Source organism: Paenibacillus sp. HGF5, assembly GCF_000204455.1.
In the GTDB taxonomy this organism is placed as follows: Bacteria; Bacillota; Bacilli; order Paenibacillales; family Paenibacillaceae; genus Paenibacillus_AQ; species Paenibacillus_AQ lautus_A.
The window spans coordinates 17,536-34,118 of the sequence record NZ_AEXS01000067.1; the positions used below are offsets into that span (position 1 = coordinate 17,536).

Consider the following 16,583-nt stretch of genomic DNA (forward strand, 5'->3'; position numbering starts at 1 on the left):
ACATGAATCGGTGAATCTGTCTATTCATTTTTACGAGTCTCGATCATATGTTATGTTGAAGAACAATCCAATAGAGCACCTATGGAGAGCCCCGCCATTTCTATGACGGGGTTCTTTATATGCATCGAAATCGTAGACTATCCCTTCAGGCCAACCTTCACAGGCGAAACATTCCAGATGTCGGATGCATAGCGGTGAATCGTGTTATCGCTCGAGAAATGTCCCGAGTGCGCGATATTGACAATCGACTTCTGGGTCCAGGACCGGTCATTCAAATAAGCATCATCAATGGCCGACTGGGTTGCGACATAACTGGCAAAGTCCTCTAACACAAAAAACTCGTCATTATGATCCAGCAGGGACTGCAGGATCTGCCCGAACTCCAGCTCGTGGCAGCAGAACGGGCCTGAGGAAATCAACTGATTCAGCACGCGGGCGATTCTCGGGTCCTGCTCATACCGCTCCCTGGATACATAAGCTCCCGTCCTGTAATACTCCAACACGTCCTCCAGCTCCAATCCGAAGAGGAACATATTCTCTCTGCCGAGCAGGTCGAACATTTCCACGTTAGCCCCATCCAGTGTTCCGATGGTCAAAGCGCCGTTCATCATGAACTTCATGTTTCCCGTGCCGGAGGCTTCCTTGCCGGCCGTGGAAATCTGCTCGCTTACATCGGCTGCCGGAATAATCTTCTCCGCGAGTGAGACCGAATAATTTTCAAGGAACAGCACCTGAAGTTTGTCATTGACCTGCGGATCCTTATTCACGACATCCGCAACGACGTTAATGAGTTTGATGATGCTTTTGGCCAGATAGTAACCGGGCGCTGCCTTGGCGCCAAAAATAACGGTACGGGGAACGCGCTCCATGCCCGGCTGATCCTTAATCTCGTTATACACATGCATGACGCGTAAAATATTCAGCAATTGCCGCTTATAGCCGTGCAGCCGCTTCACGTGCACATCGAATATGGAATCGGGATTGACCGCGATCCCTTGTTTATTCGCGATGTAATTGGCAAGCCGCTCTTTATTGCTCCGTTTGATCCGCTGAATGCCCTGCTGGAAGGCGGAGTCGTTCTTCAGTCCCTTAAGCTGCATTAACTGACGCGGATCCGTAATCCATGAATCGCCGATACCATCGCAGATCCATTGACTCAGGCCGGGGTTGCTGTGCATCAGCCAGCGTCGATGGGTAATCCCGTTCGTTTTGTTGCTGAAACGCTCCGGATACAGCTCATAGAATGGTTTCATGACCTGCGTCTTCAGCAGCTCCGTGTGCAGCGCCGCCACGCCGTTCACGTGATAGCTGCCCACGATCGCCAAATTGGCCATGCGGATCTGGTCGCTTTCCATGATGGCGAGCTGCGATATGCGCTCATGATCGCCAGGATAGCGTTCCAGCAGCATACCGCAGAAGCGCTTGTTGATCTCTTCGATCATCATGTAAATGCGCGGCAGCAGCTCACGGACCATGCCGGCAGGCCATTTCTCCAACGCTTCGCTAAGCAGCGTGTGGTTCGTATACGATACGGTCCGGCTCGTAATGTCCCACGCCTCATCCCAGCCGAAGCCCTTGTCGTCGATCAGAATTCGCATCAGCTCCGGAATCACCAAGGTCGGGTGAGTATCATTGATATGAATGGCAACATGCTCGGGAAGCTCATGATAAGCCTTGCCCAGCTTGTCAAACGTTCTGAGAATGCTCTGAACGCCGGCCGAACAGAGGAAGTACTGCTGCTTGAGGCGAAGGAGCTTGCCTTCGTATGCCGAATCATCCGGGTACAAAAACTCCGATATCGATTCAACCGAACGGTTGTATTCCAAAAATTTATAATAGCTGTTATGATGATGGGCCGAACGGATTCTGGATATATCCGAGGCGGACTCGGCGCTCCACAGCCGCAGCGTGTTCACCTGCCCCTCGCCGTAACCGATGACCGGCACGTCATAAGGCACGGCCAGGACACGTTCGTAGTCCGCCGTGTGAAACACGGTCCGCCCCTCCTGCACGTCCACCTCCACGCGGCCCCAGAAGCGAACTTCCACCGCCTTGTCTGCCCGACGTTCTTCCCAGACGTTCCCCCGCTGGAGCCAATTGTCGGGCAGCTCCACTTGATGGCCGTCGATGATCTTCTGTTCGAACAGACCGTACTTATACCGGATGCCGCATCCATGACCTGCATAGCTAAGCGATGCCAACGAATCGAGAAAACACGCTGCAAGGCGTCCGAGCCCCCCGTTGCCTAGGCCCGCATCCGGTTCCTGCTCCTCGATCTCATTCAAATTCCATCCCAGTTCCAGAAGGCCGCTGCGGACCATATCCAGCACGCCCAGGTTCAGCAGATTGTTGCCCATCAGCCGGCCGATCAAAAATTCCAGAGAGAAATAATACACCTGCTTCTGCCCGGTATCCCGGTATATCCGGTTGGCATCGGCCCATTCCCGTCCGACATATTCCCGGATCATGCCGCCGATGATTTTGTAAACATCCTCAGCCGTTGCTTCCTCAAGTCCCTTCCCCAACCGACTCACCAATTGCTCCGTAAAGATCTGCTTGAATGTTTCCTTGTTGTTAAACAAAAGAAAGTTCCTCCTGACGGATCGTTTTATTTTAGGATCAGATCGAAATGTCCTTGGCAATGACAAAAGGTTTGCGAAAATCGCCTTGGAGCTTATGATCGCGAGAGATGATCACATCTTTATCGAGTATGACGTTCTCGAGCCTTACGTTTTCGCCGATGACGCATTTTTGCATAATGATGGAGTTATGGATGCTTGCGCCCCGCTTCACCTGCACCCCGCGGAACAGAATGCTGTTCTTCACTTCCCCGTCGATCTGGCAGCCGTTGGCAACCAGCGCATTGCTTACATCGGCCGAATTCAGGTATTTGGCGGGAACCTCGTACTTGATCTTGGTGTGGACCGCCTGCTTGCGGAACAAGCTGTTATACGCCTTCGGATTCAGGAGGTTCATGCTCGTGCGGTAATAGCTTTCCAGCGAGTTGATCACCGCGTGATATCCGAGATATTCATATCCCGCAATGTTCAGCTTGTGCCGGTTTTGCATGATCGCATCCCGAAAAAAGTTGTTGCCGCCATGGGCGATGCAATGATCGGCCATCTCGAGAAAGCGCGATTTCTCCATCACGAACATCTCCATGTATACCGCATCCTGCTTGTGTTCATAATGAATGTCCGTGACCATGCCGTCCTCGTCAACTTCCAGGCGGGCGCAGGAACGATGCTCCTCCCTCGGTGCATTTACCCTGGTATACACGAGCGTTACGTCGGCGCCTTGCTCCAGATGGTACTCGTACACCTCGTTCAAATCCACCGTGCTGATGTGCTGGCTGCCGGAATGCACGATAAACTTCGCCGCCCCCCGCTCAAAAAAATCGAGATTGTTATAAATATGCCGCAGCTCGCCGGCGGACACATCCGTTTCATCGTTCCAATCCGGCGGAAGTATGAACAGGCCGCCCCGTTTGCGATGCATATCCCACGGCCGGCCTTCGCCCAGATGATCCATCAAGGAGCGGTATTTCCTGCGAACGAACAGGGCGATATCCTCAATGCCCGCGTGCATCATATTGGACATTACAAAGTCGATCAGACGGTACCTTCCCGCGAAAGGGACGGCGGCCCCGCACCGGTAATACGTCAATTCACTCAGCACATCCCGTTCATGCTCCAAATTAATAATACCCATGAGTTCTCTCATCTGCGCACCCGTCCTAACCTTGATTATTGTGGGACGAAGACGATTGAAGCAGCTTCAGGACGTCTTCATCATGACCGCTTACAAGCACAATCTGGGATGGATCTTCCGGCGGCGGACCGATCCGGGCATGATCTTGAATGACCATGTCCTCGGTCACGATCGCCCGGTGTATGCGAACATGGCTGCCGATGCGTACCTTGGGCATGATGACGGAATCGGTAATGACGCTGCCTTCCCCCACCTCCACGCCATAAAAGAGGACCGAATGCTCCACCTCGCCGCACACGGTGCAGCCTTCGTTGATCATGCTGTTCCGGACGACGCCGTTCGGAGAAATATACTCTGCCGGCTGATTCGGATTCCGGGTGTAAATGCGCCACAGCGGATCGTTCAGATCCAGCTTGGGCTGCTCGCTCAGCAGATCCATATTGGCTTCCCACAAGCTCTCGATGGTGCCGACGTCCTTCCAGTACCCTTCGAACGGATAAGCATACAGCGTTTTGCCGTCCGCGAGCATCCTCGGCAGAATGTCGTTGCCGAAATCATGGCTCGTATCCGGAAGGTCCGCATTCTGCAGTAAATACGAACGCAGCAGCTTCCAGCGAAACAGATAAACGCCCATGGAAGCCGTTGTGCTCTTCGGATGCGCCGGCTTCTCCTCGAACTCGAAAATCCGGTAGTCCTCATCCGTGTTCACCATGCCGAACCGTTTCGCTTCATCCAGGCTTACTTCGATGACGGAGATAGTGCAATCGGCCTCTTTCTCCTTGTGGTAAGCCAGCATGCGGTCGTAATCCATCTTATAGATGTGATCACCCGACAAAATCAAAACGTGCTCGGGATCGTACTGGTCGATAAACTTGAGATTCCGGAAGATCGCATCCGCCGTCCCGCGGTACCAGGTCGTCCCGTCCTCGCGTTCATGCGGCGGGAGCACGAAAACGCCCCCATTCAGCCGATCCATATCCCAATCGCTTCCTACGCCAATGTAGGAATGCAGAACCAAAGGCTCATACTGGGTGAGTACCCCGACCGTGTCGATTCCGGAATGGGAGCAGTTACTCAACGGAAAATCAATGATCCGGTATGTACCCCCAAAATAAACGGCCGGTTTGGCCAGCGTCTTGGTCAGGCCCTTCAGGCGTTTGCCTTGACCTCCTGCGAGCAGCATCGCGACTACTTCTTTTTTCTTCATGACAGATTCTCCTTTGAGGGGCTTAATGAGATACGAATCCTATAACATGAAAATTGCAGAGTGAACCAAGGGAACGCTTCGATACGAAAAATGGCGAGTGGATCATGGTGATCAGTGTTAAAGAAACAAGCGCTTGAGGGAAGGCCTTGCCAAACAGCAAGGGTACATCAACTATATGCGGGGTAGAGAGAAACTCTGACTCGAATGAGGGAAGGCCCCCCATCTTGGGTATCACCTGCCTTCTCTTCACTAAAAAAAGGCCGTGACGACACTTGCCAAGCATCCTGATGGCGGCCGTTACGCCAGCGGCCTAGCGGCCACTTCAATATATCGGATGCTCCATTATGTAGCCTTCTGAATCTATTAAACAAAAAACCGCCCTTTCTACGCATGATGGAAGCCAACGTACAATTAGACGGTTTTATTCATGTCTTGATTATATCAGGAATGCGGCGGTTTCCGTACAGAAAAATAGCACATTCCGTCCCCGGTTTCGATCATCGCGGCGTCTCCGCGCCGGGCCAGCTCGGCGAGATGGGCCAGCGCTTCGCACATGGCGAAGCGCAGCTGGTGGATGCCGAGCTTATCGCCGAAGAGGGCGGTGCAGACCTCGTAGGCGGTGAGCCGTCCGGCAGCGCTCAGCATGCCGGCGATGGTGGTCAGGCGCTCCTCGTGATGGAGGAGGAGCGCTTCGATCCGTTCACGGAAATGCGTGAACGGGTGGCGGTGTCCGGGATACGCCGTCCGGACATGCAGTTCCCGCAGGCGGCGCAGTCCTGCAAGGAAGAGCGCCAGCGGCTCGGCATCGCTGCCGGGCACCAGGCTCACGTTAGGCGAGATTTGCGGCAGCACGGCATCGCCGCATAACAGGACGCCGCTGTCCGCATGGAAGAACGACAGATGCCCCGGAGCATGGCCGGCCGTTTGCACCGGCATCCAGATCCGGTTCCCCATCCGGAACGGCAGGTCCTCCCCGATGAACGAGATCTCCGGCTGCGGCGTGACTTGGGGAAAGAAGCTGTTCAAATGCTCCGGCAGCAGGGCAAGCTTGGTTTCCGGCATGCCATGCTGCCGGAAGAACGCGGGGAGCGCACGATCCATCGAGGAATCCGCTCCCCACATCAGCATCGCTTCCCGATGCGCCCGCTCTGACATCCACACCTTCGCTCCCGAGCGTTCCTGAAACCACCCGGCAAGCCCGTAGTGGTCCGGGTGATGATGGGTCAGCACGATGGAGACGATATCGCTGAAATCCATCTCCAGCTGCTCCATCGCCGCCAGCCATTCCTGCTCCGAGGAAGCCGTGCGCGGCCCCGGATCGATGACGGTCACCCCGTCATCTCCCTGCAGCACATAGCTGTTCACCCATCGTAACGGGTTGGACAGTGCAATTTTTACCTGACTGAGCTGATGCTCTTCTATATAATGAATATCCGGGCTGGAGCCCTTCTCTTCCTGATTCATCGTAGATGCAACCTCCGTCCGCAGTATGACTTATTATCCGACTCCTTCATCATAAGCTTGTAATCGGGATATGTATAGAAGGCTGCGGTGGTTTGTTTGCTCGCCTTGCCGAAGTGTCGGTTTCACGGAAAGATAAGGTGTCAGAGTAGCAGCAGTGTTAGTACAAGGATTCAAAGATTGATGTGAGCGGGTTACTATGTCTCATTATAGGACGCTGCGCGTACGTATCGTTCCTCCAATCGCTGTTGCCCTCGGATTTTTTTCACTGTATTTAATGACTGTAAAAATCCGATGGCAAAGGCGACCGCTGCCGCTTTTCCGGAATCGATTCGTCCGCTCCGCTGCTTCATGCTTGTTCATCATAAAGCGTTAAACATCTGGTCGGCTCCTTATGGCTTATTAGCAAATGAACCATCTTCATAAACAAAAAAGCATCCCTAAGGTCATACAACCTTGGGATGCCTTCTCCATTTACGGAAACTGTAGGTTCTCTTGAGCTAGCTGCGTACGCTCCATTATCAATCCTGTAAGTCGTTCTTACAGACTTGAAAGATGTGCACTTTCTCTATTCGATTCGCGAAGTCCCTCTCCGGGAATTGCTCGTTCTGCAACTTAGTCCATCCTTCTCATCATCTCCAACTTCATGAATCCTCGCCTCATACTGAGAGGCTCCATAGCATTCACTTCAGCTGACGGTCTGCCTCCTCGCGGGAACGCTGGATTGCTTCCTCGACAGGCAAACTGATCTTGATTCCATCCTCGCCCATCCATTCAACCTCCCCCGAAGCCGCACCGCGCCCGACGATGATGCGCAGCGGAGCGCCCGCAAGGTCGGCATCCTTAAACTTGACCCCGGCCCGTTCGTCCCGGTCGTCCAATAGAGGCTCAAGACCAGCACCGCTTAGCTCTCGGTAGATGTGCTCAGCCAATTGCATCTGGGTCTCATCCTTCACCGCAACCGGGATGATGTGGACCTTAAACGGAGCGACGGACATCGGCCAGACCAAACGTCCATCCGATATTCGCTGTTCGGCAATGGCCGCCATGACGCGGGAAACGCCGATACCGTAGCATCCCATGATCAGCGGTTTTTCCCGGCCGTCGGCATCCAGGTACTTGCCGTTCATGGCGTCACTATATTTGGTTCCCAGCTTAAAAACATGCCCGAGCTCAATCCCGCGATGAAACTGCAGCGGTGCTCCACAGCGCGGGCAAGGCTCTCCTTCCGCCACATTCCGGAAATCGCCGACGTACTCCAGCGAGAAATCAAGTCCCGGGCGGACCCCCTTCAGATGGGTGTCCTCCTGATTGGCACCGGTAATGCCCTCCGCCATGGCGGCCACCTCATGATCGACCACGATCTTTAGTTGTAAGCCAACCGGTCCCGCAAACCCGACAGGTGCTCCTGTCGCCTGTTTGACCTCTTCGGCACTCGCCATTTCCGCAGCTTCTGCTCCCAAGTAGGACTTCACCTTGGTCTCGTTCGCTTCCCTGTCGCCGCGGACAAGCACTGCAACCAGTTCCCCGTCCACGCGGTAAATCAGCGTCTTCATCAATTGCTCCGCACCGACCTGGAGGAAATCCGTCAGTTCCTGAATGCTCTTCACTCCAGGAGTTAATATGCGCTCCATAGCTGAGCTGCCGCCGGTTTTTACGGAATCCCTCATGGCAGCAGGCTCTCCCGGTGCCGCAGATTCCGCGCGTTCCAAATTCGCCGCATAACGGCAATCGCTGCAGGATACAACGGTATCCTCCCCTATGTCGGCCAGCGCCATGAACTCATGGGTCTCCCCTTGTCCGCCAATCGCGCCGGCATCGGCTTCTACCGCCCGGAACATCAGACCGCAGCGCCTAAAGATCCGCTCATACGTTTCATACATGTTCCGGTAGGAGGCGTCCAGTCCCCCCCAGTCCCGATCGAAGGAATACGCGTCCTTCATTAGGAATTCCCGGCCCCGGAGCAGGCCAAAACGAGGGCGTCGCTCATCCCGGTATTTGCTCTGAATCTGGTACAGGTTGACCGGCAGCTTCCGGTACGAGGAAATCTCCTGGCGTACGATGGACGTAATCACTTCTTCATGGGTGGGTCCAAGCACGAATTCACGGTCATGGCGGTCATGCAGCCTGATCAGCTCCGCGCCGTATACGTCGTATCTGCCCGATTCCTTCCACAGCTCGGCGGGCTGGACAGCGGGCATGAGAAGCTCCTGCCCGCCTGCTGAGTCCATCTCCTGCCGGATGATCGCTTCGATCTTCCGCAAGACCCGCCAGCCCAGCGGCAGGTACGAATAGATCCCTGCCGCCGTTTGACGGATATATCCGCCGCGGAGCATCCATTGATGGCTCAGTGCTTCCGCCTCGGACGGCACATCGCGCATCGTGGTCATCAATAATTGGCTTTGCCGCATTTTCCTCATACTCCTTCTTCTACTATCCATGAATAACACCAGCCGCACGCAAAAAAAAGCACATTCGCCTCCTAGGGACGAATGTGCTCGTGGTACCACCCTGATTCCATCTTGCAGACCGTCTGGACGCTCATAGCAAGATGCTTCATGAGGCGGTAACGGGCCAAACCGGCGCCGCTTAGTTACGGCGGGCAACTACAAGGTAGGAAGAATGCAGCCTGGCGGGGAGAAGCCTTTCAGCCGGGGGCTTCCTCTCTGTCTCGCCGAATCTTGCATTCTCATGTCCTTGATGATGGTTATTCACGGAATTTCATTTTCCAATACATTACAGCCGTGCGGCCGGAATGTCAAGCCTCGATAGGACGGGATGTTCTAATGAGCGATATGGTCCAGCACCTGCTGCAAAATCCCGATAACATGCTCATCTTCATACGTGTAATAATATATATTTCCGTCCCTTCGGTATTTGACCAGTCTCAAACTGCGCAGATAGCCAAGCTGGTGGGATACCGCCGACTGACTCATGCCAAGCACCTCGGCAATATGACCGACAGGGCATTCTTCCTGTGAGAGCAAATGAAGAATCCGGATCCGCGTCGGATCCGAAATGGCCTTCAGGAGTCGTGACGCTTCCATGGCCTGGTCTTCGTGCAGCAGCTCATGGTGTTCTTTTTCCATAAACTTACCCCCTCTTCTCCATAATGGCTTGAACGATTTCGCGGGCATCCCGTGAAACTCCTGCCAGCAGGGCGGAGCCCCGATGCGTCTGCCAAGGCAAACCTACATAATACAGCCCCTTCACCGGACTGATGCCGCGTGTATGAATAAGTGCCTTCTTGCGATCCAACGCTTGCTCTATATGAAGCCAATCATAACCGGCAGCAAAGCCGGTAGCCCAGACGATGTTCCGGACCTTTAACGCCGTCCCATCCTCGAATTGCATGCCGGAAGCGCCGGCACCAACGGCTCTCGTTTTCAACACCACTTTACCGCACTTGACCGCTTGTTTCAATTCATATCCGAAAATCGGGTCCCCCTGGCCCCTCAGCTTGCGTCCCACCCAGGAGGAACTGCTGGCTGAGAGAACGCCGAGCCTGTCCAGCCACCAGAACATCCCCTTCCCCCAAAGAGTCATTGGCAAATACCGCGGCGGCTGCCCAACCGCCAAATACGTCTCCCGGTCCCCGGACAATTCCACCGCGATCTGGGCCCCGCTGTTTCCGCCGCCAACGACAAGCACATCGCCCTCTTGAAGCTGGGAAGGCCTCTTGTACTCGGACGAGTGGAGCTGGAGAACATCCCCCGGAACAGATGCTGCAAACGCAGGTATTCTAGGCTGCCGAAACGGTCCGGTTGCGATAATAAGCGCCTTGGTTTGGAAGCTTTTGCGGTCGGTATCGACGATAAACATTCCACCTTCCTTGCGGACCGATGTTACATTCGTCGCGAACTGAATGGGCAGCCTGAACCGTGCTGCATAGGATTTCAAATAGGAAGCCACTTCATCTTTATCCGGGAACTCGTGCGGATCCCCCTCTAAAGCCATCCCATATAGCGCGCTATGCGTTCTGGGCGTGAACAATTTCAGGGAATCATACCGCGTCTTCCAAACCTCCCCCGCCTCCGATCCCCGATCCAGCATCAGAAACTTCATCCCCGCCTGCTGCAGCCAATAGCCGGATGCCAATCCCGCCTGTCCCGCTCCGATAACGATAACATCCCAAACCATATAGGAATCCCCTTTATATATGAATAATTGCTCATATATACATGTTACACGTATCTTGCTTCTCTTACAAGCATAAAATGGAAGTTTCAAGGGAAGCTGCATGGGGACCATCCGCATGAAACTGGAATAAATATCTGATGAATCCAGTTGACAATACACGCATTCGGTCATACTATAGGCATAAAGTTGCTTCAAGGAAACAATATATGCTCGGCCCAATTTATTAGGGAGAGGTTAAACTTTATGGATGAGACAAAACATCGGCAGCATCTGCATCAGGCAGCTCTCGGAGAGCGATTTTTGATTGAACAGGTGGATATCCGCGGCGAACATAAACGGCGGCTTCTGGACCTCGGTTTCGTTCCGTGTTCCGTCATCGAAGTGCTGAAGGCCAGCCCGCTCGGAGATCCCACCTCTTATAGAGTAGCAGGCACTGTCATTGCGTTAAGAAAAGAAGAGAGCCAGTTAATATGGGGTAAGGTGATATCATCATGAGAACGTATACCGTCGCGCTGGCGGGCAACCCGAACACGGGAAAAAGCACGCTTTTCAATGCGCTCACCGGCTTGAAGCAGCATACCGGCAACTGGTCCGGCAAAACGGTCAGTCTCGCGAGCGGCCATTACGAATACAAAGACGCCCGCTTCCAGTTCATCGATCTGCCCGGGACGTACTCCTTGTTCTCCAACTCGGCCGATGAAGAAGTCGCGCGCGATTACATTATTTTCGAGAAACCGGACGTCACCCTTCTGGTCCTGGATGCAACCGCGCTGGAGCGCAGCCTCAACCTGGCCCTTCAAGTGCTGGAAATGACCGACCGCGTCATCGTTTGCCTGAATCTGATGGACGAAGCGAAGAAAAAAGGAATCCAGGTTAACGCGCGCAAGCTGGCGGATCAGCTCGGCGTTCCCGTCATTCCCATATCGGCCAGAAACAACGAGGGGCTGGACGTATTGTCCGAACAGCTGCTGCTGATGTCCACGGGACAGACGCCGACCAAGCCCTACCGGATGAGATACAACGAACAGCTGGAGGCGCAAATTTCGGGATTAGAGTCCCAATTACGAGACATTGTCGGAGACGAATATCCGGCCAGATGGCTGGCCATCCGCTTTCTCGACGGAGACCGCAAGCTGATTGCGACGCTGAGAGATAAATTAAAGGCCGCGGATAAAGGGGGGATTTCACTTGGAACAGCTAAAGCGCTTGGAAGCTCTAACAGCGGCCATTCCTTCTGATCAGGTTGAGGATGTCCGGGAAGACATCGTGGGCGAGTTATTCAAAAAATCCCGGGAGCTGTGCAGCGACGCCGTCACCGTGACCAACCGGGAGCTGCTGTACCGTTCCGAGCGGCTGGACCGTATCTTCACCTCCAAGCTGTGGGGATTCCCGATCATGCTGGCCATGCTCGGCGTTATTTTTTACTTGACGATCGCCGGGGCAAACGTGCCATCTTCCATGCTGGCCAGTTTCTTTGGCTGGGTTGAAGGATACCTGACCATGGCTTTTCAGGCCATCCACGCACCCGATTGGCTCCATGGCGTGCTGATACTCGGGCTGTTCCGGGGAACCGCCTGGGTTGTCAGCGTGATGCTGCCTCCCATGGCCATCTTCTTCCCGGCCTTCGCGCTGCTCGAGAACTACGGCTATTTGCCGCGGGTAGCCTTTAATCTGGACCGACTGTTCAAAAAAACGGGAGCGCACGGCAAGCAGTCCCTCACCATGGCGATGGGATTCGGCTGTAATGCGGCCGCCATTATGTCGACCCGGATAATCGAATCGCCGCGGGAGCGGATGCTCGCCATTCTGACCAACAACTTCGTGCCCTGCAACGGTCGTTGGCCGACCTTGATCCTGCTGGCTTCCTTGTTCATGGCGGCAGGCTTTTCGGGAGGAGCCCAGACGCTCGTGACCGCCTCCGTTGTCATGGGCATGGTGCTGATCGGCGTCGTTGTCACGCTTACGGTGTCATGGGGATTATCGAAGACGGCATTGAAAGGCGTTCCTTCCCACTACACGCTGGAGCTGCCGCCATACCGCAAACCGAAAATCCTGAATACCATACTCCGGTCTACGCTCGACAAAACGATTTATGTCCTGCGCAGAGCCATCATCGTCGCAGCGCCCGCAGGCGTGCTGACCTGGATTTTGGCCAATATCTACGTCGGGGATTCCAGCATCCTGATTCACTTTGTAAGCTTCCTTGATCCGTTTGCACGCGCGCTCGGACTCGACGGCTTCATTCTGATGGCCTTTATCATCGGGCTTCCCGCGAACGAGATCGTGCTGCCGATCCTGCTTATGGGATATTTGGCAACAGGCTCCCTGACGGAGGTGGAGGATATGTTTGCCCTCAAGCAAATCTTCCTGGACCAAGGCTGGACCTGGCTGACCGCGCTGAACATGATGCTGTTCTCGCTGCTCCATTACCCCTGCGGAACCACGCTCGTCAACATCTGGAAGGAAACGAAAAGCGCGAAGTGGACGTTCCTGTCCTTTGCCATTCCGACGGCCATCGCCATCGGCGTGACCTTCCTGGTCGCCCAGGCCGCGCGGGCATTGGGATGGGTTTAAACGACAGGCTGCAGCAGGCAGAAGTTCATTTCATCATATACGGGGCATCCGCAAGGTTAATCCAACCTTGGGATGCCTTTTTTATGGCAAGCGGCCCTGCAAGCCAATCATTATGCAATAGATAACGAGCCGCTCCAAGAAATCCCTTGGAACGGCTCGATTTTTTTTATCCGAATATGGATGAGTTCGATGAAACTTAACCTTTAACAGAACCCGCCGCAATGCCCTCCACGATACGATCGCTGAGGAAAAGGAACATCAGCAGGATCGGCAAAATGCTGATCATCAGGGTTGCGCCGATAGCGCCCCAATCGGTCGTGTATTGACCGATAAAGTTCTGGACGCCGACGGTCAGCGTCTTGAACATATCCGAGCTGATGAACGTGTTCACGAAGATAAATTCGTTCCAGTTATAAATCATGTTAATGATGGCTGTCGTCGCCAGCACCGAGCCCGTCATCGGAAGCACGATCCGGAAGAAGACCCGGTGAACCGAACAGCCGTCCATGACCGCGGCCTCTTCCACTTCCTTCGGCAGCGTGTAATAGAATCCGAGCAGAATCATGATCGTGATCGGCATATTGAAAGCCACGTACGACAATATCAAAGAAACCGGATGATCGGTCAAACCGACCTTATTAAAAATGCTGAACAGCGGGATCAAGGTGGAGTGAACCGGAATCATCATGGCCACCATAAACAACCCGAGCACGAAAGAGCTGCCCTTCCATTTCATTCTCGTAATCGCGAAGGTGACGAGACTTCCCAGAATGACCGTAAGCGCAGTCGCGACAACGGTGATCCACACGCTGTTCAGAAAATAAACGCTGATGTTGCCGGCACTCCATACCTTCTCGTAATTCTCCCAACGTGGATTCATCGGAAGGGACAGAGGCGGAAGATCGAATACTTCCTGATTGTTTTTCAAAGAGAACAGCAGCAGCCATACGAGCGGGAACAGCTGGAATACGGCTACGCCGATCAGCACGATGTACAACAGCGCGTATCCGATCTTGCCTCCCGCTCCGTTTCCGGAACGGGCGCGCCCTTCTTGGAGCTGTCCTGTGGCTCCGGATATCATGAAGCATCCCTCCTTATGAATATTGGATCGTTTCTTTCGATGCCGTTAATTTCCGAATGACCCACGTTACGATCAGACAGATCACAAGCAGGAAGAACCCGATCGCGCTGCCGTAACCGAAATCATAAGCGCGGAAAGCCGTATGATACATGTAGGACGCCATCACTTCACTCGCGCCGTTAGGCCCCCCGTCCGTCATGACGAAGATGAGGTCGAAGTATTTCAAGGAACCTACCACCGCCAGCACGATCGTCACCTTGATCACTTCCATGATGAGCGGAAGCTTGATTCGGAACGCGATTTGGAAGGAGGTTGCCCCATCGATTTTAGCTGCTTCAACCAGCGAAGCCGGGATATTCTTCAAGGCTGCATAATAGATCAAGATATAAAAACCGGCATACTGCCACAAAATCGGAATAAACAATGCAAACAATACAAGCGACGGCTCGGCAAGCCATGCGGGCGGGTTCGTGATCCCGATGGACTCCAGGAAGCTGTTCACGACCCCGTTCGTCGGGTGATAGATGCGCAGCCATAGCTGCGCGATGGCAACGGAGGACAGCAGCATCGGAATGAGATAGATTTTGCGGAACAGGTTGGCGCCTTTGATCTTGGAGGCCAGCACCATCGCCACGGCCAGGTAAATAATCAGGCTTGCAGCCGAGAAGACGGCTAACAGCAGGGAGTGCCATGCACTGTCCCAGAACTTGCCGTCCGAGAGCAGGGCCTGGTAATTATCCAGCCCGATAAAGGTCATCGCACCGATTCCGTTCCATTCGTTCAGTCCGTAATAAGCGGTTAGCATGATCGGAATATACACGACAGCCATGATCACAAGCAGTGCAGGCAGAACATACAGCGCGATGATTTTTTTGTTGGACATCACTTTATCCAAAGTGTCCGACTCCTTTCTTCCTATGGTCTTGAGGATGCGATTTATCCGGCATCGCTGCCGGATAAATCGCATCCTGTTTCATTGTTGTCCCGAGTCTTAGTTCCCTTTGGAAATCGCTGCGTCATGCTCTTCGGAGAATTTATCCGGTGTGACGGCTTTGCCGAAGAGCGCCTGGATCATGTTCAGATGCGTTTCGGCGGCATTCGCCTGCATTTGAACATCCGCGAACAAGGTAATGCTGCTAGCTTTGTTCATTTCATCGAACAGATCGATGTACAACTGTGGAAGCTCAAGCGCCGAGGTATCCACCTTGGTCGCCGGGATGACGCCGGCACCCGTTACCGACTGCTCGCCCCACTTGGTCACGAAATACTCCACGAATTTCTTGGACTCTTCCTTCACCTTCGAGTTTTCGCCGATGAACAAACCGACGCCCGGTCCGCCTACCCAGCTGTTAATATCGCCCTTGCCGCCTTCGACGGTCGGGAATTTGAAGAATCCGACGCTGTCGCGGAATTCTTGCGGAATCTCTTCATTCGTCGTGAAGTTCGGCAGTTCCCAGGTACCCATCATGTACATGGCCGCTTTGCCGTTCAGGAATTCCGACTTCGCTTCCTCGTTGGACAAGCCGTTGAAGCCTTTGACAAACGCGTTGCCATCGACCAGCGATTGAACTTCGGCGGCTGCCTTGACAAGCGATTCGTCCTTAAACGAGCCCGAGCCGCTGATTGCACCGGCCAGCGTTTCTTGTCCGCCGATCCGGTCTGCCAGATACATGTACCAGAGCGAACCGGTCCAGCGATCCTTGTTGCCGAGCGCGATTGGAGCAATTCCGTTATCGGACAGCGTTTTCACGACCGTCTTGAATTCTTCGTAGGTTTGCGGAATCTCCAGGTTGTGTTGTTCGAATATCGCCTTGTTGTAGTAAACCGGAGCGATATTGAACTCGAGTGGAAGCGCATACGTTTTGCCGTCAATCGCATAAGCCTCGGTCGTGCCCGCCACGAACTTGTCGCCCAGCTGGCCGTCCAGCAAATCGTCGACCGGTGCAAACAGGTTTCCTTCCACGTACGGCTTCAGGAATCCGGCTGCCCAGGTCACGCCTACGTCCGGAAGCTCGTTCGATGCGGAAAGCACCTTCAGTTTGTTTTTGTATTGCTCATTATCCAGAACTTCCTGTTTGATCGTCACGTTTGGATTCTCTTTTTGATATTCTTCGATGATCTGATTCACGATTTTGTTCTGTCCCGCAGAGACGCCCGCCGGCCACAAGTGCATGAAGTTTACCGTAACTTTATCGCCTTCGCTGCCGCCGCTGCCAGATTCCCCCGTGCTGCTGCTGTTCGATCCGCAGCCGGCTGCAACCAGAGCGAGACACAATGTCAAAAGCAGAACCGTCCATTTTTTATTGAACACGTTTACAACCCCTTTTCTAGTATGCTGTTCGCGTTATGAAACCGCTTTAATCAAATTTTATCAGTGAGGGGAAGTTTGTATAAGGTCATAATGATTGG

At 53.9% G+C, this 16,583-nt stretch carries 13 protein-coding genes; 3 read left to right on the forward strand and 10 right to left on the reverse strand.

Annotated features, from left to right (window positions below; all coding sequences use genetic code 11):
- Nucleotides 1-137: 137 nt before the first annotated feature.
- The 7 genes from HMPREF9412_RS11160 to HMPREF9412_RS11190 form a co-directional block, all read right to left on the reverse strand.
- On the reverse strand, nucleotides 138-2,582 hold the full coding sequence (locus HMPREF9412_RS11160) for a glycogen/starch/alpha-glucan phosphorylase (RefSeq protein ID WP_009591716.1): 2,445 nt from the start codon (nucleotides 2,580-2,582) through the stop codon (nucleotides 138-140).
- 37 nt (nucleotides 2,583-2,619) lie between these two features.
- Nucleotides 2,620-3,723 carry a glucose-1-phosphate adenylyltransferase subunit GlgD gene (gene glgD, locus HMPREF9412_RS11165; RefSeq protein ID WP_009591739.1) on the reverse strand — a complete coding sequence of 368 codons (1,104 nt, stop codon included), beginning with the start codon at nucleotides 3,721-3,723 and terminating at the stop codon, nucleotides 2,620-2,622.
- 13 nt (nucleotides 3,724-3,736) lie between these two features.
- Complete coding sequence (locus HMPREF9412_RS11170; protein ID WP_009591653.1) at nucleotides 3,737-4,918, reverse strand: glucose-1-phosphate adenylyltransferase; 1,182 nt, start codon at nucleotides 4,916-4,918, stop codon at nucleotides 3,737-3,739.
- A gap of 441 nt (nucleotides 4,919-5,359) precedes the next feature.
- Entirely contained in the window at nucleotides 5,360-6,382 is a 1,023-nt protein-coding gene (locus tag HMPREF9412_RS11175; RefSeq protein ID WP_009591749.1) for an MBL fold metallo-hydrolase, read from the reverse strand.
- Between the two features lie 680 nt (nucleotides 6,383-7,062).
- On the reverse strand, nucleotides 7,063-8,790 hold the full coding sequence (locus HMPREF9412_RS11180; RefSeq protein WP_009591720.1) for a proline--tRNA ligase: 1,728 nt from the start codon (nucleotides 8,788-8,790) through the stop codon (nucleotides 7,063-7,065).
- A 372-nt stretch (nucleotides 8,791-9,162) separates the two neighbouring features.
- Entirely contained in the window at nucleotides 9,163-9,468 is a 306-nt protein-coding gene (locus HMPREF9412_RS11185) for an ArsR/SmtB family transcription factor (protein WP_009591630.1), read from the reverse strand.
- A 4-nt stretch (nucleotides 9,469-9,472) separates the two neighbouring features.
- Nucleotides 9,473-10,519: a flavin-containing monooxygenase gene (locus HMPREF9412_RS11190; RefSeq protein ID WP_036671936.1), complete on the reverse strand. Its 1,047-nt coding sequence runs from the start codon at nucleotides 10,517-10,519 to the stop codon at nucleotides 9,473-9,475.
- A 243-nt stretch (nucleotides 10,520-10,762) separates the two neighbouring features.
- On the opposite strand from HMPREF9412_RS11190, the gene HMPREF9412_RS11195 reads away from it, so the two are divergent.
- The 3 genes from HMPREF9412_RS11195 to HMPREF9412_RS11205 are packed head-to-tail and all read left to right on the forward strand — an operon-like array spanning nucleotide 10,763 to nucleotide 13,093.
- On the forward strand, nucleotides 10,763-11,014 hold the full coding sequence (locus tag HMPREF9412_RS11195) for a FeoA family protein (RefSeq protein ID WP_009591622.1): 252 nt from the start codon (nucleotides 10,763-10,765) through the stop codon (nucleotides 11,012-11,014).
- Entirely contained in the window at nucleotides 11,011-11,757 is a 747-nt protein-coding gene (locus tag HMPREF9412_RS11200) for a FeoB small GTPase domain-containing protein (RefSeq protein WP_009591632.1), read from the forward strand. Before HMPREF9412_RS11195 ends, HMPREF9412_RS11200 begins: the two co-directional genes overlap by 4 nt.
- Complete coding sequence (locus HMPREF9412_RS11205) at nucleotides 11,708-13,093, forward strand: nucleoside recognition domain-containing protein (RefSeq protein ID WP_009591592.1); 1,386 nt, start codon at nucleotides 11,708-11,710, stop codon at nucleotides 13,091-13,093. The genes HMPREF9412_RS11200 and HMPREF9412_RS11205 overlap by 50 nt, the downstream gene beginning before the upstream one ends.
- A 196-nt stretch (nucleotides 13,094-13,289) precedes the next feature.
- Here HMPREF9412_RS11205 and HMPREF9412_RS11210 read toward each other — a convergent pair whose 3' ends face one another.
- The 3 genes from HMPREF9412_RS11210 to HMPREF9412_RS11220 form a co-directional block, all read right to left on the reverse strand.
- Complete coding sequence (locus tag HMPREF9412_RS11210; RefSeq protein ID WP_009591597.1) at nucleotides 13,290-14,174, reverse strand: carbohydrate ABC transporter permease; 885 nt, start codon at nucleotides 14,172-14,174, stop codon at nucleotides 13,290-13,292.
- Between the two features lie 13 nt (nucleotides 14,175-14,187).
- On the reverse strand, nucleotides 14,188-15,069 hold the full coding sequence (locus tag HMPREF9412_RS11215) for a carbohydrate ABC transporter permease (protein WP_009591638.1): 882 nt from the start codon (nucleotides 15,067-15,069) through the stop codon (nucleotides 14,188-14,190).
- A gap of 96 nt (nucleotides 15,070-15,165) precedes the next feature.
- Nucleotides 15,166-16,485, reverse strand: a complete 1,320-nt coding sequence (locus HMPREF9412_RS11220; RefSeq protein WP_009591727.1) for an extracellular solute-binding protein — start codon at nucleotides 16,483-16,485, stop codon at nucleotides 15,166-15,168.
- Between the last annotated feature and the right edge of the window lie 98 nt (nucleotides 16,486-16,583).

Coding starts and splice junctions, on each gene's coding strand:
- HMPREF9412_RS11210 (WP_009591597.1), bottom strand. CDS start 14,174: ATGATATCCGGAGCCACAGGACAGCTCCAAGAAGGGCGCGCCCGTTCC.
- HMPREF9412_RS11170 (WP_009591653.1), bottom strand. CDS start 4,918: ATGAAGAAAAAAGAAGTAGTCGCGATGCTGCTCGCAGGAGGTCAAGGC.
- HMPREF9412_RS11180 (WP_009591720.1), bottom strand. CDS start 8,790: ATGCGGCAAAGCCAATTATTGATGACCACGATGCGCGATGTGCCGTCC.
- HMPREF9412_RS11200 (WP_009591632.1), top strand. CDS start 11,011: ATGAGAACGTATACCGTCGCGCTGGCGGGCAACCCGAACACGGGAAAA.
- HMPREF9412_RS11175 (WP_009591749.1), bottom strand. CDS start 6,382: ATGAATCAGGAAGAGAAGGGCTCCAGCCCGGATATTCATTATATAGAA.
- HMPREF9412_RS11185 (WP_009591630.1), bottom strand. CDS start 9,468: ATGGAAAAAGAACACCATGAGCTGCTGCACGAAGACCAGGCCATGGAA.
- glgD (WP_009591739.1), bottom strand. CDS start 3,723: ATGAGAGAACTCATGGGTATTATTAATTTGGAGCATGAACGGGATGTG.
- HMPREF9412_RS11195 (WP_009591622.1), top strand. CDS start 10,763: ATGGATGAGACAAAACATCGGCAGCATCTGCATCAGGCAGCTCTCGGA.
- HMPREF9412_RS11190 (WP_036671936.1), bottom strand. CDS start 10,519: ATGGTTTGGGATGTTATCGTTATCGGAGCGGGACAGGCGGGATTGGCA.